This is a genomic window from Ruegeria arenilitoris (assembly GCF_013032445.1).
Taxonomy (GTDB): domain Bacteria; phylum Pseudomonadota; class Alphaproteobacteria; order Rhodobacterales; family Rhodobacteraceae; genus Ruegeria; species Ruegeria arenilitoris_F.
In genome coordinates this window covers 61,412-82,304 of the sequence record NZ_WQCA01000015.1, presented here as the reverse complement: position 1 = coordinate 82,304, position 20,893 = coordinate 61,412, and the positions used below count along the sequence as shown (strand labels likewise).

At 56.2% G+C, this 20,893-nt stretch carries 19 protein-coding genes and 3 pseudogenes; 7 read left to right on the top strand and 15 right to left on the bottom strand.

Going from position 1 to position 20,893, the window contains the following annotated elements; genetic code table 11:
- A pseudogene (locus tag GOW98_RS20045) lies at positions 1-189 on the top strand (IS110 family transposase); the annotation flags it as partial.
- A 141-nt stretch (positions 190-330) separates the two neighbouring features.
- Here the strand turns inward: GOW98_RS20045 and glnT are convergent.
- The 11 genes and pseudogenes from glnT to GOW98_RS19990 all read right to left on the bottom strand — a co-directional run bounded on the left by glnT (position 331) and on the right by GOW98_RS19990 (position 10,994).
- A complete protein-coding gene (gene glnT / locus GOW98_RS20040; protein WP_170335357.1) occupies positions 331-1,659 on the bottom strand; it encodes a type III glutamate--ammonia ligase in 1,329 nt (442 codons plus the stop codon).
- Between the two features lie 71 nt (positions 1,660-1,730).
- Positions 1,731-3,059, bottom strand: a complete 1,329-nt coding sequence (locus tag GOW98_RS20035) for an FMN-binding glutamate synthase family protein (protein ID WP_170335355.1) — start codon at positions 3,057-3,059, stop codon at positions 1,731-1,733.
- A 17-nt stretch (positions 3,060-3,076) separates the two neighbouring features.
- Complete coding sequence (locus GOW98_RS20030) at positions 3,077-3,760, bottom strand: GXGXG domain-containing protein (RefSeq protein ID WP_170335353.1); 684 nt, start codon at positions 3,758-3,760, stop codon at positions 3,077-3,079.
- A 1-nt stretch (position 3,761) separates the two neighbouring features.
- The gene (locus GOW98_RS20025) at positions 3,762-4,658 is read right to left on the bottom strand and encodes a class II glutamine amidotransferase (protein WP_170335351.1); all 897 of its coding nucleotides are present in this window, start codon (positions 4,656-4,658) and stop codon (positions 3,762-3,764) included.
- 175 nt (positions 4,659-4,833) lie between these two features.
- Positions 4,834-5,484 (bottom strand): helix-turn-helix domain-containing protein, encoded by a 651-nt coding sequence (locus tag GOW98_RS20020; RefSeq protein WP_170335349.1) that lies wholly within the window; start codon positions 5,482-5,484, stop codon positions 4,834-4,836.
- A 225-nt stretch (positions 5,485-5,709) separates the two neighbouring features.
- Positions 5,710-6,465: pseudogene (locus GOW98_RS20015) on the bottom strand (IS5 family transposase).
- A gap of 78 nt (positions 6,466-6,543) precedes the next feature.
- On the bottom strand, positions 6,544-7,278 hold the full coding sequence (locus GOW98_RS20010) for an MBL fold metallo-hydrolase (RefSeq protein ID WP_170335347.1): 735 nt from the start codon (positions 7,276-7,278) through the stop codon (positions 6,544-6,546).
- Positions 7,278-8,327 (bottom strand): ABC transporter ATP-binding protein, encoded by a 1,050-nt coding sequence (locus GOW98_RS26340; protein ID WP_170335345.1) that lies wholly within the window; start codon positions 8,325-8,327, stop codon positions 7,278-7,280. The genes GOW98_RS20010 and GOW98_RS26340 overlap by 1 nt, the downstream gene beginning before the upstream one ends.
- Entirely contained in the window at positions 8,324-9,094 is a 771-nt protein-coding gene (locus GOW98_RS20000; RefSeq protein WP_254438084.1) for an ABC transporter permease, read from the bottom strand. Before GOW98_RS20000 ends, GOW98_RS26340 begins: the two co-directional genes overlap by 4 nt.
- Entirely contained in the window at positions 9,094-9,939 is an 846-nt protein-coding gene (locus tag GOW98_RS19995) for an ABC transporter permease (protein ID WP_170335340.1), read from the bottom strand. The genes GOW98_RS20000 and GOW98_RS19995 overlap by 1 nt, the downstream gene beginning before the upstream one ends.
- A 2-nt stretch (positions 9,940-9,941) precedes the next feature.
- Positions 9,942-10,994, bottom strand: coding sequence for an extracellular solute-binding protein (locus tag GOW98_RS19990; protein WP_170335338.1), 1,053 nt, complete (start codon positions 10,992-10,994; stop codon positions 9,942-9,944).
- A 127-nt stretch (positions 10,995-11,121) separates the two neighbouring features.
- Between GOW98_RS19990 and GOW98_RS19985 the strand changes: the two genes are divergently transcribed.
- Positions 11,122-11,760 carry a TetR/AcrR family transcriptional regulator gene (locus GOW98_RS19985; RefSeq protein WP_170335336.1) on the top strand — a complete coding sequence of 213 codons (639 nt, stop codon included), beginning with the start codon at positions 11,122-11,124 and terminating at the stop codon, positions 11,758-11,760.
- Between the two features lie 81 nt (positions 11,761-11,841).
- On the opposite strand, the pseudogene GOW98_RS19980 reads toward GOW98_RS19985, so the two are convergent.
- Positions 11,842-12,027 (bottom strand): annotated as a pseudogene (locus GOW98_RS19980) (DDE-type integrase/transposase/recombinase); the annotation flags it as partial.
- Between the two features lie 381 nt (positions 12,028-12,408).
- Here GOW98_RS19980 and GOW98_RS19975 point away from each other — a divergent pair.
- Entirely contained in the window at positions 12,409-13,200 is a 792-nt protein-coding gene (locus GOW98_RS19975; RefSeq protein WP_367646873.1) for a nucleotidyltransferase family protein, read from the top strand.
- An 877-nt stretch (positions 13,201-14,077) separates the two neighbouring features.
- Here GOW98_RS19975 and GOW98_RS19970 read toward each other — a convergent pair.
- Complete coding sequence (locus GOW98_RS19970) at positions 14,078-15,010, bottom strand: NAD-dependent epimerase/dehydratase family protein (protein WP_170335334.1); 933 nt, start codon at positions 15,008-15,010, stop codon at positions 14,078-14,080.
- Positions 15,011-15,138: 128 nt separating this feature from the next.
- Here GOW98_RS19970 and GOW98_RS19965 point away from each other — a divergent pair, with 128 nt between their 5' ends.
- On the top strand, positions 15,139-16,152 hold the full coding sequence (locus GOW98_RS19965) for a glycosyltransferase family 8 protein (RefSeq protein ID WP_170335332.1): 1,014 nt from the start codon (positions 15,139-15,141) through the stop codon (positions 16,150-16,152).
- Between the two features lie 118 nt (positions 16,153-16,270).
- Positions 16,271-17,005, top strand: a complete 735-nt coding sequence (locus GOW98_RS19960; RefSeq protein ID WP_170335330.1) for an SAM-dependent methyltransferase — start codon at positions 16,271-16,273, stop codon at positions 17,003-17,005.
- Between the two features lie 15 nt (positions 17,006-17,020).
- Here GOW98_RS19960 and GOW98_RS19955 read toward each other — a convergent pair whose 3' ends face one another.
- Positions 17,021-17,806 (bottom strand): FkbM family methyltransferase, encoded by a 786-nt coding sequence (locus GOW98_RS19955; protein ID WP_217359654.1) that lies wholly within the window; start codon positions 17,804-17,806, stop codon positions 17,021-17,023.
- An 11-nt stretch (positions 17,807-17,817) separates the two neighbouring features.
- Positions 17,818-18,819 (bottom strand): glycosyltransferase family 2 protein, encoded by a 1,002-nt coding sequence (locus GOW98_RS19950; RefSeq protein WP_170335327.1) that lies wholly within the window; start codon positions 18,817-18,819, stop codon positions 17,818-17,820.
- 163 nt (positions 18,820-18,982) lie between these two features.
- Here GOW98_RS19950 and GOW98_RS19945 point away from each other — a divergent pair, with 163 nt between their 5' ends.
- Together GOW98_RS19945 and GOW98_RS19940 are read left to right on the top strand one after the other, a co-directional pair.
- Entirely contained in the window at positions 18,983-19,681 is a 699-nt protein-coding gene (locus GOW98_RS19945) for a class I SAM-dependent methyltransferase (RefSeq protein WP_170335324.1), read from the top strand.
- Between the two features lie 20 nt (positions 19,682-19,701).
- Complete coding sequence (locus GOW98_RS19940) at positions 19,702-20,700, top strand: glycosyltransferase family 2 protein (RefSeq protein ID WP_254438083.1); 999 nt, start codon at positions 19,702-19,704, stop codon at positions 20,698-20,700.
- Positions 20,701-20,893 lie beyond the last annotated feature (193 nt).

Here is a 20,893-nt window from a genome sequence, read left to right as displayed (position 1 = left end):
CGTGAAAGGTTGATCCGGTTGCGCAAGCACCCCGAAGGTCACATCCGTGGCGTCCCCAAAACCTTCGGCATCCGTATGATCGGCATTGGCCAGGGACGACAGAGGCAGGCGTTCCGCGGTCAACTGGCGGCAGTGGGCGAGACCGGCCCGGTTCTAAGGGCCATAAGCGTACAATTCGAAGACAACTGATTCTCTGCGCAACCAGCTTCGCTCAGGTGAAGCGGCTTTCAGTTGCGATGTCCCGAAAGTACGTGCCGCCGTTTCTGCGGCGAAACGGCGGCACGTTCGTGGTACGGCGGTTCATTGTTTACCGATCGGCCTGCAGTCTCATCAGATATCCAGCGTATGCTCTTTTTCCCAGCGCGAAAAATGAGAGACGAATGAGTTCCATTCCTGATGTTTCATCTTCAGATAAGCGGCAGAGAATTCATGCCCCATCGCAGCCTTTAGCCCAGCATCCTTGTCATATTCACGCAGCGCATCCAGCATATTCAGCGGCAATTTCGGGGCGTCGGTTACTATGTGACCTTCCGCATACATATCAATGTCATAGCGCCGCCCCGGATCGGCTTTTGAGCGGATGCCAGACAATCCCGCCGCGATAATGACAGCCTGCAACAGGTATGGGTTCGTCGCTCCGTCGGCCAGGCGCAGCTCAAAACGGCCCGGACCCGGAACGCGGACCATATGCGTGCGGTTGTTGCCGGTCCAGGTCACGGTGTTCGGAGCCCATGTGGCCCCCGACATGGTGCGAGGGGCGTTGATCCGCTTGTAGGAATTCACCGTCGGGTTCGTGATCGCAGCCAGCGCGCTGGCGTGTTTCATTATCCCGCCGAGGAAGTGCTTGCCTTTCTCGCTCAGGCCCATCTCACCCGTCTGGCCTTCGCCCTCACCAGCAAACACGTTGATCTTGGCAGCCGCACCCGGAGCATCCCAGACCGAGATGTGGGCGTGGCAACCATTACCCGTCAGACCTTCGACCGGTTTTGGCATGAACGTCGCGCGGAAACCGTGCTTTTCGGCTACCGATTTAGTCATGAACTTGAAGAAGGAATGCTTGTCGGCGGTGCGCAGAACATCGTCGAATTCCCAGTTCATCTCGAACTGGCCATTGGCGTCTTCGTGGTCGTTCTGATACGGGCCCCAGCCCAGTTCCAACATGTAGTCGCAGATTTCACGCACCACGTCATAGCGACGCATGACCGCCTGTTGATCATAACAGGGCTTGGCGGCGGTATCGAACGGGTCACTGATCTGCTCTCCGTCCGGAGTCAGCAGGAAGAACTCGGCTTCGACACCGGTTTTGACATGCAGCCCTTCGTCGGAGGCCTCATCAATCAAACGGCGCAGGACGTTGCGAGGGGCTTGCGCGACATCCTCGCCTTCCATGACACAATTGCCCGCGACCCAGGCGACCTCGGGCTTCCAAGGCAGTTGGATCACCGACGACGGGTCCGGTACCGCCAGCATGTCGGGATGTGCAGGAGTCATGTCCAGATAGGTGGCGAACCCGGCAAAGCCTGCGCCCTCTTCCTGCATGTCTGCAATTGCCTGCGCGGGCACCAGCTTGGCCCGCTGTCCACCGAACAGGTCGGTGAACGAAATCATGAAGTATTTGACGCCTTTTTCTTTGGCGAAAGCTGCCAGATCTGTCGTCATGGTCGGCTTTCCTTTCCCTGTTGGAGCAAAAAGAAAGGGCGCAACCCAGGTTAGGGTCGCGCCCGCGAATGTCAGAACCCGGCCTTGCCCGGATACCAGTCTGTGCCTGCTAACGGCACCCGCGCCATTGCGGCGGCTTCCATGGTCAGAGCGCACAGATCCTCAGGTTCGAGGTTATGCAGATCATTGTGTCCACAGGCCCGCGCGATTGTCTGCGCCTCTAGCGTCATCACTTTCAGATAGTTGCGCAGGCGACGCCCAGCCTCAACCGGATCAAGACGGGCCGCCAATTCCGGGTCCTGCGTCGTAATCCCTGCCGGGTCTAGCCCTTCATGCCAGTCGTCATAGGCCCCGGTAGTGGTGCCGAGTTTCTGATACTCGGTTTCCCATTTCGGGTCATTGTCGCCCAAAGCGATCAGAGCGGCAGTTCCGATGGCCACCGCATCCGCCCCCAACGCCATAGCCTTGGCCACGTCGGCGCCAGAGCGAATACCGCCCGAGATCACCAGTTGCACCTCACGATGCACGCCCAGATCCTGCAACGCCTGAACGGCAGGGCGAATACAGGCCAGCGTCGGGATGCCCACATGTTCGATGAACACATCCTGAGTGGCCGCCGTGCCGCCTTGCATCCCGTCCATCACCACAACATCAGCCCCAGCTTTCACTGCCAGTGCCGTGTCGTAATAGGGCCGAGTCGCGCCAACCTTTACGTAGATTGGCACCTGCCAATTGGTAATTTCACGCAGCTCGAGGATCTTGATCTCAAGATCGTCCGGCCCGGTCCAGTCCGGATGGCGACAAGCTGAACGCTGGTCGATCCCTTTGGGCAATGTCCGCATCTCCGCCACACGGTCACTGATCTTCTGACCCAGCAACATACCGCCGCCGCCGGGCTTTGCCCCCTGACCAACCACGATCTCGATCGCGTCCGCCTTGCGCAAGTCGTTGGGGTTCATGCCGTAGCGCGAGGGCAGATACTGATAAACCAGTTTGGAGGAATGTCCACGCTCTTCGGGCGTCATGCCGCCATCGCCCGTGGTGGTGGAGGTGCCCGCCATCGAGGCGCCGCGTCCCAACGCCTCTTTCGCGGGGCCGGACAAAGCGCCAAAGCTCATGCCTGCGATGGTGATTGGAATGTCGAGTTCCATGGGTTTCTTGGCAAAGCGCGTGCCCAGTGTGACCGAAGTGTCGCACCGCTCGCGATAGCCTTCCAGCGGATAACGCGACACCGATGCACCCAGAAACAGCAGGTCATCGAAATGCGGCACCTTACGTTTGGCCCCACCACCGCGAATATCATAGATGCCGGTTGCCGCTGCGCGCCGGATTTCGGCGTTGATCGGGTTTGAAAACGTCGCCGATTGGATCGGCATGGTTCGGGGGGTTTGATCGCTCATATCTTTCCTACCCTTCTTCAATATGCAGCTGCATTATCGACATCGAAATTGTAGAGCTGCCGGGCCGAGCCATAGCGTTTGAACTCTTCCGGATTGGCGTCGCTGCCTGCACGCGCCAAAAGGTCCTTCAATAGTTCTACGTGTTCAGGCCGCATTTCTTTTTCGATGCAGTCAGCCCCAAGGCTTTTGACAGAGCCACGTACGAACAGACGCGCCTCGTAAAGCGAGTCCCCCAGTGCATCACCCGCATCACCGCAGACCACCAGATTGCCCGCCTGCGCCATGAAGGCGGACATATGGCCGATATTGCCGTGCACAACGATATCGATCCCTTTCATCGAGATCCCGCACCGCGAGCTGGCGTTGCCCTTGATCACCAACAACCCGCCATGACCGGTCGCCCCGGCATATTGGCTGGCGTCGCCTTCAACGACCACAGTGCCGGACATCATGTTCTCGGCCACGCCCGGCCCGACTGAGCCTTCGACTTTGATGGTCGCCCGCTGGTTCATGCCCGCGCAGTAGTATCCGGTCGATCCTTTGACAGTCACCTCAATCGGCGCGTCCAGCCCTACGGCAATCGCATGGCTACCCTTGGGGTTCTGTACTTCCCAATGGGTCTGGTTGGTCTCGGCGCTTTGTGCCTGTAGCGCCGCGTTCAAACCGCGCAGGCCGTTTTCTGCAACATCGTAACTCTGCATATTAGTGGCTCCAGAAATAGACGGTTGCGGGTTCGGGTTCCCAGACGCGGGCATCTTCGATACCTGGCAGGTTAACCAGAGCACGGTATTCGCTGCCGAAAGCCACGTACTGGTCAGTTTCGGCCATCACTGCGGGCTTGCAGGCGATGGGGTCACGCACGACACCGAAGCCATCCTTGGTGCCGACGACAAAGGTGAAGAACCCGTCAAGATCTTGCAGGCTGCTTTCGAGCGCCTCGCCCAGCGTGGCCCCGTTCTGCATTTTCCACGTCAGGTAGGCCGCGCCGACTTCGGTGTCGTTCATCGATTCAACCCGCACACCTTCGCGTTTCAGCTTGCGGCGCAGCGCGTTGTGGTTGGACAACGATCCGTTGTGTACCAGACACTGATCTGACCCAGTATTGAACGGATGCGCGCCTTCGGTCGTCACCGCAGATTCGGTCGCCATGCGCGTGTGACCGATTCCATGGCTGCCGCTCATGTTCGACAGGCTGAACCGATCAGCCACATCCTTTGGCAGACCAACCTCTTTATAGATCTCAATGGTCGCACCATCCGACATGACCCGCAGACCAGGGCGCAGTTCGCGTACCGCCTGACGGGCCTGCTCAACCTTGGATCCGTCCAGTTCCAGCACGGCATGGGTGTCGTTGGCGCGCAGAGTAACTTCTGCCCCAATTGCAGCGCCAAGATCCGCAGCAAGCGTGGCGAAGTCTTCGTCCGGCTGATCAGACTGAACCGTCAGCTTGGCGGAACCATCCGATTCCGCGCCATAAATCGCTATCCCCGCGCTGTCCGGGCCGCGGTCCGTCATCGTGACCAACATTTCGGTCAGCATCGCGCCTAGTTCAGGTTCTAGTGTCCTGTCTTTGAGAAACAGGCCGACAATTCCACACATCAGCATTTGCCTCTTTGAATTTCGTCGAGACGGAAGCTACCAGAGCGGCACCCGATATAGCAACTATAAGAATATTACTTTCCTGTCAGGAAATTTCTTTTGCGCAAAACTTAGGCACACCCAACCAGCGCCGGTGCGCAACCGCCCCGGACATCAAAAGACAAGAGGGTAAATCCTAGTTGGTTTGAGGGTAGGAGATGACCGAGAGGTACTTGGCGGGCAATTTCACCAGCACTTCGGGTCCATGCGGGGCATCGGCGTCAAAAAACAGCGTATCGCCTGGTTTCAGGGGATAGATTCTGTCTCCGTGGCGGTAATTCACCTCACCTTCCAACATGTACAACATTTCGATGCCATCGTGCTGGAACGTTGGAAAACGGTCTGATTCTTCGGTCAGGGTGATCAGATAGGGTTCGACCAGGACGCCGCTGGCATTGGCCCCAAGATGGCCCAGAAGGTTGTACTGATGCCCGGCCCGCGTACCGGCACGGTCAGTCTCAACTCCTTCGCCCGCTTTGGTATGCACTGCGTTTCGGGTTTCTTCATAGCGGCGAAAGAAAGAGGTGATCGGTGTACTGAGCGCGTTGGCCAGCAATTGTAGGGTCGTCAACGAAGCCGAGGTCGCGCCGTTTTCGATCTTGGACAACATGCTGATAGAAAGGCCGGTCAGCGTTGCCAGCTCTGCAATTGTTATGCCTTGCTGCAGGCGCAGCGACTTGATCTCGCGCCCGATTGCGGTTTCGAGGTTCTTTTCACTGCTGTCCCGAGTCCTGTGTGGATCTTGCGATAGCCCTGCGTTCTCTTTGACCGTACCCTTGCGCGCCATCTTTTTCTCTACTCCGCACATTTAATTGGGGCGAACATGACACAACAAAGCCTGGCTTGTGTAGCCTCTCAGAAACAGATCAGCCCCACCCGAGAGATTCAGTTTGTTTTTCAGGCCTTTTACCCATCGAGGCCAACTGGGGCGTCCACACTTTCAAGTCCGGCAAATGGATTAAAGACGCTGCTTGAGAGAGCAAGTCCAGAAGTGTTGAATTAGGCTCAGGACTCATAACCAGTATATGACGGTAGCCGCGGGAGCGATTGCTGATAGGAAAGCCCTCGGGCAGCGGTCGTATCGCGTTGCAACTCGCCGCCAATCTTTCGACCTGCCGAACATGATCTCAATACGGTTGCGACGTTTGTAGCGTCGCTTGTCGTATCGAATGGTCTTCTTTCGCTGACTACGACTAGGAATGCAGGCCTTTACCCCTTTGTCTTGTAACGCTTCTCTGAACCAATCGGCATCATATCCACGATCTCCAAGCAGCCAATCCACGTCTGGCAGACCGTTTAGCAGGGCCTTCGCACCGGTATGATCACTGACCTGACCGGCGGTCGCAAAGAAGCTCAACGGCGTCCTTGGCTGTCACAGATGGCATGTAGCTTCGTGTTCACGCCACCTTTGGTCTAGCCAATCAGTCGTCCTCGCCCCCTTTTTGACCCCAAGGCTGGACGCCGTGCGGTGCGCCTTCAGATAGGTCGCATCAATCATCACGGTATTTTCCTCGCCGTGATCGGCGGACAGGCCCAGCATCATTGCCTCGAAGAGGCCCTTATCACTCCACCGCTTCCAACGGTTGTACAAGGTCTTGTGTGGCCCGTATTCCTTGGGCGCATGTCGTCATCTTAACCCGTTGCGATTGATGAATAAAATCCCAATCAGAACACTCATGTCATCGACGCGAGGTTTCCCGTGGGACTTCGGAAAGAAAGGTTCTTGACGCGCCATCTGCGCGTCCGTTAACCCGAAGAGATCAGACATGTTCATCGCTCGTTTTCGAACCGTGAATCACGCCGCCTAACAGAAATCAATGGGTCCTTAGTCCAGAGGGAATATCCGTCATCTCGCCCCGTTCTTTCCATCCAGCCATGCGCGAATAATTTGGCGATGACGATCACGACCATAGCTTGGGAAATGTCCCCCATGAACGGTTTGAACGGGTAAGTCATACAGACGCACCATCGACCGGTAATAATCATCAGCGTTGCTGTGATAAGTGTCTTCGATCAATTCGCCATCATAGACGATGTCCCCAGAAAACAGGATCCCGGTTGCGGCCTCCCACAAAGCGATACCGCCCGGTGAATGCCCTGGCGTATGGATGACCTCGAAATAACGATCTCCCAGATCGACGATATCGCCATCATCCAGCAAGCGCGTTGCCCGAGCACCGTTGACTGCATAGCTGTCCGATCGGTAGGGCAAGGGCGGTAGACATTCAAAAATCTCGTCGGTCACGTAAGGGTTGGCCAATGTCGTAGTCCGGGTTGGGTTCGCCAGAATATCAGCCTCGTCCCTGTGCACTGCGCGGTCTTCGAACTCGTGATGGCAACCGATATGATCGAAATGCGTATGGCTTGCGACCGCCGTCAACGCACGTTCCGTCACCAATGGCACCCATGTGCGCAGCGACACGACCCCCATGCCGCTATCGACCAGCATATCCCGATCCCGCCCGCGCACATGCCATATGTTGCAGCGATAGAACGGCGTGATGAAGGGTTCGTCTATAAGAGTGACGTCTTCGCCTTTGCGAGTGGTGCGGTACCAGTCCTGCGGGTGCGTGCGTTGCATCAGGTGACCTCCGGTTCAAACAGGCGGAAATTCTCGACATCTGCCGATAACGGTATCACATCCCCTTGCACCCATGGGCGATCGGGGGCCAGATAGGCGGTTAGGCTCAGATCCGGAGCGCAGTTCGGTGACAGATGCGCCCGGCAATAGGTTCCGAAAAACGCGGCCGAGGTCACGGTGGCCTGCCCCATCGGAAACGAACCTTGATCGTCGGCGCGAACATCTTCGGGCCTCAGACAGATCGCAGCCGTCGCAGATGCTGGAGCATTCTGCGCAGGAAGAAGCCCAAAGGGCGTTTCAACACCTGCCCCGGATTTCACACCTACGATATGATTGTTTTCACCCATAAAATCCGCCGTGAACAAGGTCGCGGGGTGGCGATAAACCCGGTCCGGGGTGCCGTGATCTTCGATGCTGCCCTTTCTCATGACCACGATCCGGTCAGCAATGGCCATGGCTTCTTCCTGATCGTGGGTGACATGGACAAAGGTCGTGCCGATCTGTTGCTGAATGCTTTTCAACTCATCCTGCATCGAGCGCCGCAGCTTGAGATCCAGCGCGCCCAACGGCTCATCCAACAATAATACATCCGGGTTTACAGCCAACGCCCGCGCAAGCGCAACGCGCTGACGCTGACCGCCGGACAAGGCGTGGGGCCGTTTCAGCGCCGCATCCTTCAAACCGACAAGGTCCAGCATCTGCTCGGCACGGGCATGGCGATCTTTCCGGCCCATGCCGCTCATGCGCAAACCAAAACCCACATTGTCGCGCAGGGACATATGCGGGAACAGGGCATAGTCCTGAAACACCGTGGTTGTAGGGCGTTTGACCGGCGCCACGCGGGTCATGTCCTGACCTCCGATCAGCACGCGGCCCTCGGTCGGCTCCAGGAAGCCTCCAAGGATGGACAGCAAAGTCGTCTTGCCACAGCCGGACGGGCCCAGCAGGGTCACGTATTCTCCGGCTTCGATCTGCAGGTTGATTTCCGACAGCGCCTGAAACTGGCCAAACCAGTGGTTGAGACCCGAAAACGTAACAGACGCGGTCATTGGTGGCCTTTCCGAAAAATGGTGAGTTCCAGCAGCAGCACAACGGCCACCGAGATCAGGAAGACAAAGCTGCCGATTGCGTTCAATTGCGGCGACAGGCCGGACCGGAGCAGCGACCAAATCTCAACCGGCAGAGTCACGTCAAAACGGGTCAACAGGAAGGCGATGATGAACTCGTCCCAGCTGAGCGTAACCGACAGAAAATAGGCTGCTGCGATGGACGGCAGCAGCATCGGCACAGTGACCAGCAGGATCACCTTGGGTTCGGTCGCGCCCAGATCACGCGCCGCACGTTCGGCGTTTTGCTGCTGCGCCCCCATCGAGGCATAGATGATAGCAAAGGCCAACGGCAGGTTGATGACCACATGGCCAATGGCGGCCGTCCAAAGCGAAACACCAAAGCCTGACCGCGTCAGAACGATCAGCAGACCCAGCCCAACGATCAGATAGCTGACCGTCAGGGGCGCGATCAGCAGCCCTCTGATCAGGGCCGATCCTGGCAGCACGTGCCGCGCAAGACCGTAAGCGGCCAGAAACCCAAGTGCCACGGCAACAGCAGAGGACCCGAAGGCAACAAGGATCGAGTTTCTCAGCGCCGCCATCAAATCCTCATCCCCCAGAATGGTCTGATACCATTTTAGGGACGGCCCGTTGAACGGCGGCACCGGCAGCGATCCTTCCTGAAACGAGAATAGGACCAGCACACCCACCGGCAGGTAGATAAAGACAAAGGCTGCGATCAGGTAAGCCCAGGGCAAAAAGCGCATCATAGCCGGTCAAGCCTCAGCCAGCGGGCGGAGAGCAGATAAGCCAATGCGACGATGCTCATCAAGACAATGGCCAGCGCCGAGGCTAACGGGAAATCCGCGCGCCGGCCCAGTTGAACCATGATGACCTGCGGCACTGTCAGCTCGGTGTTGCCGCCCAGAATCTGCGGTGTCACGTAATCGCCGATACACAGTACAAAGGTCAGAAAGGCGCCGGTAACGATACCGGGCAGGGTTAGTGGCAGGATCACGTGCCGGAAGGTCTGAAACGCGTTGGCCCCGAGATCCATTGCCGCCCGGCGATAATTCGGGGACAACTGTATTAGGTTGGCATAGATCGTCAGGGTCAAAAGCATCACAAAGAAATGCACAAACCCCGTCACCGTCGCAAAGCGCGTATTGGCCAGCGTGATCGGTTCGGCGATGACTCCGATCCACAGAAGGGTCTCGTTTAACACACCCTCGCGCGCCAGAACCAAGAGCCACGCATAGGATCGTACCACATAAGATGTCCAAAACGGTAGGATCGCCAACAACAGCGCCAATCGCTGCCACCGCGGCGACACGCGAAAGGCGATGATCCAGGCCAGCGGATAGGCTAGCACGACCGAGATCACGGTCACTGTCAGCGTGATTTCCAGCGAAACCACTATCGCGCGCCAAAGATACGCCTTTTCCAGCAGCTTGTCATAATTGGCCAGCGACAGGTCCCAGACTAGCGTGCGCCCCTCAAGCGACGCCAGACTCATGGCGCCCATAACAAGGAAGGGCACGACGAAGAAGGCGATGGTCCATAGCATGGCCGGGGTAACGAACCCCCAGCCCCGAAACTGGTCTTTGGACATGTTCACTGCTGCAGTGTTTCCAGCCACAGATCCTGCATTTCAATATCCAGATCCGCATCCGGCGCAGGATAAAGCTGAGTCAGCGCCAGATAGTCAGGTTGCTGATCCCAGCGCAGGATGTCTTTCTGCACATCCGTCAGCACCTCCCCGGCCTTGGCATTCGCAGGCATGCCCCAAAAACAGGATGAAGTCGCCAGACGGGCCTGGCCTTCGGGGCTGGTGATGTACTTGATGAACTCAACCGCCAAATCGGGGTTGCTGGCCCCTTCGACCACGCCAATGGATTGCGCCCAGCGAACCGCGCCTTCTTTTGGGATAGTCCATGTCAGGTCCGGCTGTTCCGAGGCCAGAACCGCCGTCAGCCACTCTCCCCCGCCGACAACGATATCAACTTCACCGGTCGCCAGCGCAGTTTGCGCCGCAACCACACCTGCAACCGAGGCCGCGCGTCCGCGCATCGTCGACAGAACGCCACCGATCTTTTCCAGATCGCCCGCGCCAATCGCATCGGTTGCGATGCCTTCGGAAATGGCCGCCAGCCCTATCACCGGCAGGTAGTAGTCATAGATCGAAATCCTTCCCTCATACTTCTCGGACCAGACGGTGGACAGGCTTTCCATGTCCGCAGGATCGACCTTGTCGGAGTTATACGAGATCGTGTTATAGCCGAATTTCTCGGTCACCGCGTAAGTCACGCCGTCGATGGTATTATTCTCAGCCATGACCACTTCTGGAAAATAGTCTGCTGTCGAGACCGTACCTTCGGGCAAAGGGGCCAGAACCCCGGCTTCAACGGCTCGGAACACGTCGATACCGTCCACGACAAGCACATCCCAGTCACCGGGTCTGGATTGCTCCAGCAGAGCCAGAGCCGCGCCCGTTCCTTCGTATTCGCGCAGGTTAACTTTGACGTTATGTTCAGCCTCAAACGGAGCGATCAGTTCGGGGTCGGTATGGTCGCACCACACCAGCGCGTTTAATTCGCCTTCGGCCCAGGCATTGCCAGCCATAAGGGCCAGTGCCGATACACCAAGGATATTACGTCCAATTTGCATTCGTTCATCTCCTGTTGATTTCGGGTCGCCCGGTTTTTGGGTGGGTCTGTTCGAAAAAACTTGAACAGCCTCATCTTTTTAGTCAACTCTAAATTTAGTTTTGAGCCAAACAAGGACGGTTTCCCCGATGACAGGATTAAGAGAGCGGCAAAAAGCAGCACGCGAGCGTCGCATCTTAGAAGCCGCTTCCATAAAATTCCGATCGCACGGATATCGGTCCGTGAAAATCGAGGACTTGGCCGAAATGGCGGAGGTGTCGGTTGGCACAGTCTACAACTACTATGAGACCAAGGGCGACATCCTGATTGCCACCGTTGCCATGGAAGTCGAAGAGGTCATCGCCGCAGGCGCTCCCATCTTGGCCGACCCTCCCCTTCGCGTTGATGACGCGATACTGGCGTTGATTTTCCAGTACTACGATCATTCACTTGAATACCTCTCCAAGGAAATGTGGCGCACGGCGATTGCTCATTCCATTGAACATCCCAACACGCCAAGCGGTCGGCGATATGCGGAACAGGATCGTCGGCTGGTGGCGCAAGTAACCGAATTGATTGCGGTTCTGCAGGATCGAGGAAAGGTTCACCGAAACCTGGTCGCGACAGATTTGGGCGTGCTTGTCTTCAGCGCATTAAATCAGGCGTTCATCGAATTCGTCAAACAGGATGAAATGATGCTCTCACAGCTTAGAGATCAAATCAGCGCACAGATTGTTCCAGTCGCGAATCTCATTTCAGTAGATGCTTCACAGTCGGTTAAAGGTTAGTGGCAAAACGATCATAATGTGTTTTTTGCGGTTCTGTCGCAAAATCGCAGCGTAGCTGAGAAGGACCGACGCTCGGATCGGTTATCCTGCCAATTGGACAAACTGCTGGTAAAGATAGATTCTTGGCGTGAGGCGGCCTTTTCGGATCCTGTCGATCATTTCGATCCCCGCCAATGTGGATTCCGCTGAAGTGAAGGCTTTGAAGCCCAACATTGGACAGCACCGGCGTTTGATGAAACGGTGGTCTTGTTCCACAATGTTGTCTAGGAGCTAAGTCCCCTACCAGACCATCGATCAGTTCGACAGACAGACTAAAGAGTTTGCGACGGAGTCGAACGATCTGCTACCAGGCTTGGCCGTATATTCGACGAAGACCAACTGTTGCTACCCTACAAAAAATATTTCGTGGGGTATGTATAGATCAAGCATCACTCTGCAACCGGGACCGCTGCCCGGACAGATCTTCTACGATCCCTGAAAGACAGCTCGATTTCCAATCTCCGAGGATCACCCAAGCTGAAGTCTATTGGCAAAAAGACCTATTGGTATGATCACTACAGAATCGGGAACGAAATCATCGACCGATATATCGGTGAAGACAGTGAAGATCTCAGGGATCGTTTGTCCCGACAAAAAGCAATCTTCGAGGTGGAAAAGCAGACCGAGCGTGAGCGAGCGCGCCTGATGCGCTCGCTCCGCGCCGAAGGGTATTTGATGACTGATGTCGGAAGCGGCCAGGTCATTGCAGCCATGGCCAAGACTGGCGTGTTTCGCCTCGGAGGCACATTGGTTGGAACCCAGGCCTTCCGGTGCTACGAAGGTGAGCTCGGTGTCCGGATCGGATTTGATCAGGCGGCCATGACCGACGATATCGACATTGCCAGCTTCGAGCGTCTTTCCCTTGTTCTCGGTGACACCGTCGATACCCCTTTGGCCGAAGTCTTTTCTGAGATGAAGTTCGATCCGGTCCCGGCTCCGGAAAAGGGGAGGGTTTGGAAATGGCGGCAGACGAATCGTCAGACACTGGTTGAATTTCTCACCCCCTCACTAAGCGAGCAGGAAGGACTTCGTGATCTTCCCGCTCTTGGTGTAAACGCGCAAAGCCTTCATTTTCTCAACTATCTGATTGCCGAGCCCTTACAGGCGCCGCTTCTTTATCGCTCCGGCATCCTGATACAGATCCCCCGCCCGGAACGATTTGCGATCCACAAACTGATCGCCGCCGACAGGCGTCGCGGAGGTCCGGATGAACTGAAGTCGAGAAAGGACCGGGCACAGGCAGAGTTCCAGATCGAAGTTCTGCACCAGAATCGTCCCGAAGATCTGACCGAGGCGTATGAGACCGCCCTGGAGCGCGGACCAGCCTGGCGGGCTCATATCTCGGAAAGTCTCGAGTTACTACCTCAGACAAAAGCCATTCTTACGTCACAGTCGAAGTGAACCAACACGGCTTGCGGACACAGCAAAACTAATTTGAACACCAGAGAATTCTCCAGCGAACCGCAAGGCCTGTTTGTACACTGCGGTGCCAAAAACCGGAACAAGGTTCCAATAATGTATAATCCCCGATGAAGAGACCCCCACATTCCACTACATAGACCAGCGGCCTGCTTACATCCCAATAAGCCGTCTAACTTCTGGTTTTTTGTGTGGGGATTGTAGTGAGATCAATCCGTTTCGCATGCAGCCTTTCAATACCCGTTGCGGGCACCGGTTTAACGGGAACCCTGACGACGAGGGTACGGAACAACCGCCGCCAGAGTTCCCTCATGCTCTTCATCCAAAACCAATTGCGCGGACGAAGGTCATGCCTCACTGCCACATAAACTTGGGTGAGCGTGTGACAGGTCATCGTCAGGTTCAGCCACCGGACGCACTACGCTGCGCGTTATGTGAAAATAATCGGGGTATATTGACTCTTGAGGTGTTGCACACACATGGGGCTTGGACTTTTCGTGGCTTGGTTCGGGTGGCTCTGGTTAACAAGATGCGAGGATTTTTTTGGGACTTGGTTAACACAGGAGCAGTCTACTGGGCTCCGGCTGCTAACGTGCAAGGCGCCGGAAACGGAAGAGAACAATGGACGATGTGACCTAAGGATCGTAAGGCTGGTTCAGGAAACCCAGCGTACTACAAATTGCTTCAAGCACGTAGTTTTGAATCGGACCGGATCCGCCAACACCTTACGAGCCAGCGGCATGTCATAGTACCGCATAAATATCAGTACGCGATCCGATGCTTTTACCGGCCACTTACCTCTTACGTTTTGGGCGTCCACACATGTTGCAAAGTTTCCGACACAACCCCGCACCAAACGTCAGCAGGTCGAGGCCCAATCAACAAAGCCCTTGATTACTTGGAGCAGATCCCGCTCGGGGCGGCGCTCGATTTGGTTGGCCAGTTTGTCGATACTCAGCCTGATATGTCCCACATCTGCTGGTCGGGCGGGCGGAATTTTTTGGTACGTCAAGCGCTTGCCAACGACTTCTTCCAAGGCTGCCGCGATCTCTAGGATGGTTGAGGACCGACCCGAGCCGATGTTGAAGATTCCTTCGGCCTGGCTGATCATCAGATCCCGCACGGCACCCATTGCTTCAGTGACATCAATATAGTCGCGTTCGGCTTTCCCATCGCCGAAGATTTTTACCGGCAGGTCTTGCATCAACTGTTTGTAAAAGACTGCAACGATTCCTTGGCCATCTGCTCCGGTCTGACCCGGGCCAATCGGATTCGACAGACGGGCAATAAGAGTCGATATACCATGGGTCTCGCCCAGCAACTTGACGTAGTTCTCGGCCGCCAGCTTTACGATCCCATAGCTTGATATGGGCACGCAAGCATCTACCTCAGTGTAGGGTGCGTCCTGCCCCATACCATAAACCGTACCGGCGGATGACAAAAGCACCACACGTTCGATGCCTGCTGATGCCGCTGCGCGCATGATATGCACGGTTCCGATGAGGTTGGAATTGATGTCTTGCTCCAACGCCAGATCCGAGCTGCGCGACTTCGAGACCGAAGCGGCATGGACAACAGTATCCACCCCCTCCATGGCGGCCTGCACCGTGAAGGGGTCGAGCATATCCAGCCGTCGTACTTCGATCCCATCCAGAATCCGTGTGTGCCAAGCGCTGAAATTGGCCCGCGCGCTGCGCGAACCTACGGTGACTTCGGCACCCGCGTCCGCCAAGAGACGCGCCAAGTGAGGGCCGCAAAACCCGGTTCCCCCAATGAGTAATACCCGCTGCATGCTCGCATCATTGCGTGTTGGGTGTGCCTGCACAACCCTATGATCATTGACTTTGCACTGCGCCACGCAGATTTTGTTGCACAAACACAAAGAACCCGGCGATAGGGCGCCTGGCAAGAGATTAGAGTATGCCCAAGCACAAACACGCGGTCATTTTCGCATGTGACCACAATTACATATGGCCTGCACTCTTGGCTGCCAATGCCGTGTATGATCACGCGGCGAGCAAGGAATTCGATATCCGAATTTTCTCATCTACCTATGTCCCGGATGGTTTCGCCGAACGATGCCGACCCGGAGTGACGGCTGAGCAGCTGCCGATGGGCGACTTCAGTGTAAAAACCGGAATCACCGAACGCTACTCGATGGCGACGTTCCTGCGGCTCTTCGCAATCCGCAAGATCGAAGCTGACTATGACCGGATATTGTATCTCGACGCGGATGTTGCCGTGCGGCATGGCGATGTGAATGTCTTTTGGGAGGCCGATTTGGGGGGGCGACCTGCCGCTGCGGTGCGCGACTGGTTCAACTGGGGGCCGGTGAAACCTTTGAATGCGGGCTACATGCAGTCGCTCGGGATCTCCGAAGCGACAGGGGGCTATTTCAACTCGGGCTATCTTTTGGTTGATGCCAAGGAGTGGGCGCGCCAGGATTTGGTAGGTGAAGTCCTGTGTTTTCTCGACTCCTGCCCCGAGCTTTGCCGGTTCCACGACCAAAGCGCGCTGAACTACGTGCTGAAGGGCCGTTGGGCTGAGGTGTCGCCGCTTTGGAACTGGCAAACTAAGATTCTGCACCACATCCTGATGATTGAAACCCGCGATCCACATGTGATCCACTTCAACGCCCGCCGCAAACCATGGCGGGACCGTGAACGGATGATCGGCGTGGCTTTCAAGGATCCACTCAAGGATTTGGCCCATGCAGTGGGCTGGGATGCGTTTGACGATGAATACTCGATGGGCCCGATGCGCCGCCGCAAAGAGCGGGTGCGGGCCGAAACGATCGCAGCACTTTATCAGAGCCTGCCAACCTATATGTCGCAAATATGGCCATATCTGAGCCGCGAAGATTTCATCGATACCCCGCATGGCGAGCGGGTGATTGACATCGTCGATGCCAGATCAGCCAGCGTCGAACCTTAGGGCAGGCCTTTTAAAGCGTGCCAGCTTGGAGTCAAACGTGTGTGTGGTTGATCTTTTTAACACGTTACCAGATAAAACCAGCCTAAATCTCGATTGTAAGCGGTGGGAGTGGACATAAATGGAATCTACGGACGATGCTCCAGCAACAGAGCGTGAATTTGGCGCGGTTGTGCCCTTCTTACCCACAGGATCTTTGGATGCAATTGCAACCGAGATGGGGACGGATAAGCGTTCAGCCAAACACGACTATATGCGCTTTTACGAGGCACTTTTGTCGGGCTACCGCGATCAGAAATTCACGATGTTAGAGCTTGGTGTCGGGATTCCAAGCAGACGGGCACCATCCTTGCGCACGTGGAAAGAATTTTTTCCAAATGCGGATATTGTCGGCATGGATATCCGTGAGGTCTCCAAGGAATTCGAGGAAAGCCGCGTGCATGTCGAAATTGGTGACGCGTCTAGTCCCAAAGCGCTGCGACGGATTTTCAGACGCTGGAAACCCTCAATTGTCCTTGATGATGCCAGCCATTTCTGGTCACACCAGATCCTCGGGTTCAAAACGCTGTTTCCGATGCTGCCGCCTGGAGGCATCTATATTTGTGAGGACGTGCATACGTCGTTCAGCGGCGAACCCGGCCAATCAAAATATGCTGACTGCGATGAGAGCTTCTGGCAGCTTGTCGCCCGGCTGCAAACGGCTATTGCCAGCGGCAAGTCACACCCGCATATCAGTGATCGCCATGAACAAAGAATGGTCGCCTGGATTGACGCAATCCTCGTGTCACGTAAGACGGTTGCCATTCTCAAACGCCAGAAATCGCGCAAACGGGATCTGCCCAAGGCCAAGTCCTGAGAAGCGCATCCAGAATCACGCGCCGCGTTGCAAAAACGCATTGCCTTCCAGTCTATGGGTCTCGGCATAACCATGCGCGAGCAATGCTTCGATGATGTCCGTCGTCCAGCGATCGCGATGGGTGATCTCGAGCAGGATGGCATCGGGCAGGCGAGCGCTTGGACAGCTCAGAAGGCTGTGTAAGGCAGCATCCTCAAAGCCTTCGATGTCAACCTTGAGCACGACCTTGTCCCACCTCACTTCCGGCCCCGGCAGATAGTTGGACAAAGGCGCCACTTGCACGTCAACAGCGCTTGTTTCGCCATCGCCCGTATAGCGCAGGCTGGCTTCGCCTGCGTTATGGGGGATCTGCAATGAGGCTTGGCCTGCCTCGGCGCCAATGGCACGGTCCACAATTTCGATCCCAGCACTAAGTTCGGTATTCGCCACGATGTTAGCTTGCAAACGCTCTGCCATGGCAGGGTTCGGTTCAAATGCTAGTACTTGACTTCCGATGCCTGCCTGTTGTGCGACGCAAATGCTATAAAGTCCCATATTTGCGCCAATATCCAGAAAACAGACTCTTTGACCAGCCACTGCCGCGCTGATGAGGGCCAGCGACTTCCGCTCTTTGGGGTGTCCGTTCATCCAAAGAAAAAAATCGGTGTAATTTTGCGCTGGATCGATGTTGAACACCAACCCCTCGTAGCGGATTTGGGAAGGCGGCAGCGCCGCGCGAATAAGGCGCCTCACTGGCCCGCGTCCGGCAAGCTGGGCGGCTTTTGCCAGAGCCCTTTGCGCCGCTTCGCCAAGATGGTCCACCGGAGATGACATCATAGTCCCACCATTACTTGCTGAATCCGCTCGGTCATCCTGGCGCAGCAGGTCTGATGAGCGGCGGCAATGGAAGGAACTGCCATCAGGGCATCCAGCTCGGTCCTCAAGGCGGGCAGATGCCGGTGGATCGACGTGTCTTCTTTCTTGTTTGTGTTTCGTTTGTCCCAGAAATGCTGACCATGTCGACGTCCGCGCAGCGCGGCACTGGCCCCGATCGGCTTCATTCCCGAGCCGCGGATTCTCTTGAGTTGGAACACGTCGTAGGTTCGCACCGCGTAGTGGTTTACCTGTGCCAGGGCGTTTTGCCGTTTGCGGTTTGGATTGTCCTTGACTGGCATGCCATTGTTGCGCTTGCCATGGATCATTGCCTCAGGCACAGTTGCGCCGTCATTATCGATAAAGCGAAGCCCAGCTGCCTCTGGTGTGAACACTGGTCGGTGGATATACAATCGCTCAATCCAATCGCCGGTGCGGAAAAAGCACTTTACGGGTTGATTTGGCGGCGCGCCAGCAGGGGCGGCGCGCGTGAAGTCCTCGGTTGTCAGTCGCTCGGGTCGCCAGCTTGACAGGAAACTATCCCCGAAAAGCCGCCAACTCAGCATAGCTCCGTGCCCATCACCTATTGCGGAAATCAGATCGCTGACATGGCCCGCACCAGCATGGATATTGAGAAACTCGTCACTATCGATCCAGCAAACCCAGGTTGCCGCCTGATAAAGTGGATGCGCCTGGGTCAGCGTGGCGGCATGGCCCTGAGCACTTTCATCCGGGCGCGGGTTGGTACGGATATGGGTGATGGCCCCTGCTGCGGCAACCGTGTCCAGCAGATCGTCTGATCCGTCGGTGCAATTGTTCGAGAAGATCAGAATGTTCTCAAACCCGATCGCTCGATGATAAGCGATCCATTCCAGCAAGAACGGCCCTTCGTCTTTCTGAGCTGAAAACAAAAGTGTGCCAGGCGTGGTGGCATTTTCAACGGGAAGGGGAGTATTGACCATGTACCGGCTTGCCGTGTGTTATTGCCCTTGCGAGACAGGGGTGTCTAAACAGAAACTTCAATCCGGTTATCATTGTTGCCCTTTCAAATAAACCGGCTTAACTTTCGCCGCAATAAAAAAGAGAGGCTGTGGCATGGGCATTGACTGGGCTGGTACGCAGATGTTGATCGAAGCTGCCGGGCAGGAACGTCCTACGGGTGACACCTTGATGTTAGGGCGACAAGAAGTGTTTGTCGCACCGCGTCTGCGTGATCGTCTTGCAGATGAAATTGCCGCAGCGCCCCATGGGACACGCCCTGACCAGAGTGCCTTTGAAGGCTATGCGGAAGACCTGCTGGCTGCGATCGGTTTCGAAGGTATGAAATCCATGGACGCCACCGCCTATGAGGGCTGCGACTACGTCCATGATCTGAACCAGGCAACCCCCGGAAAGCTTGACCGGACGTTTAGCCTGATCTTTGACGGCGGTACAATCGAGCATGTGTTCAACGCGTCGCAGGCGTTTTTGAATGTCCATAATATGCTCAAGCCCGGTGGGCTTTTTTTGGGCATGTCACCCGGAGACGGGTGGTTCGGCCACGGCTTCTGGCAGTTCAGCCCCGAGATCGTCTATAGCTATTTCGGCAAAAGTCTCGGATATGAAGTCCTGACATGCCTCGAATATCCCTCGCTTCCGCGCAAACGTCCTTGGTCGATAGCTGATCCTCACAAGACCGGTAAACGCGCTAAACGCCGCAGCAACAGTCCGGCGGTGTATCTCGCTTTTCTACTGCGCAAGCCTTTGCAGGCTCGCAAGCCGTCGCCGGTACAACAGAGCGATTATGAGGCGCGTTGGTCAGATGCAGAAGGCAGCGTCGCATGAAGATCACTCAGGTTACATGCATGAAAAATGAAGGGCCGTTCTTGCTGGAATGGATTGCCTATAATCGCATCATCGGAGTAAGCGACTTTCTGATCTATACCAATGATTGTACCGATCATACCGATGCGCTGCTTGATACCCTGTCCGCGCACGGGGTGGTCAAACATCTTCCCAATCCAGCCCAACCCGGTCAGCCGTACCAGATGACCGCGCTGAAAGCAGCTGCCTCTGACCCGCTAGTGCGTGACGCCGATTGGGTCTTTGTCAGTGACGTGGACGAGTTTCTTGATATCCGCACCGACCAAGGGACCATCCCGGATTTGATCGCCGCCTGCGGCAACCCCAAAGCAATCTCGATCACGATGCGAATGATGGCGAATGGAGGGATACATCACTTCGAGGATCGCCCAGTGATCGAGCAGTTCACGCATACACATGATGCCGCTCTGTGGGGGGGGGAGAAGGCGATCGAGGTCAAGACCCTGACCCGACGCGACTTTCCCTTGAAGTTCTTCGGCGCGCACCGGCCTTTTGTCCGCGCAAGTTTTGATCCCGCGACAGAGAATCTGTCCTGGACCGATGGTTCGGGTCGCCAGGTGCCGCAGCCTTTCCTGACGGTTGCGAACAAGCGCCGCCGCCATCGCTTTCCGGCTGCGGGCGCCAGCACATTGGCCGGGCTGAACCATTATACGCTGCGCTCGCTTGACAGCTATCTTGTCAAGTCTGAACGCGGCGACGTAAATCGCAAGTATCGCAAGTTTCAAACCAAATACTGGTCCGAGCGCAACGAAGATCACCAGGAAGACAGATCCATCACTCGCCGCCTGACTGAATTGACTGCCGAGATGGACCGTCTTAAGGCGCTGGATGGAGTTGGCGTTGCTCATGACGCCTGTGTCGCTGCCCATCGCGCATTGGTGGCGCGGCTGCTGGAGCGGCCGGAATTTGTTGCCCTGCGGGACGATTTAATCGCCATCAGCCCAGCTTTGCGGCGTAGCCAGAAGGCCGCCAGCGTCTGAAAAACCAAAGCGGCTTGCCTATGGTGTTTGGGCCTGAGAACCATTTATAGTGATGAAAACATTAAGATGGATTGTAACTACAATCCTTTTGAGCGCGCGGCGACGGAGCAGCAATGCAGGTCATCTTTCATACAGGAAGTGCGGGGGCGAAATTTTCTGTCCTGCAAAACCTCATGGCTGCAAAGCGTAAGAA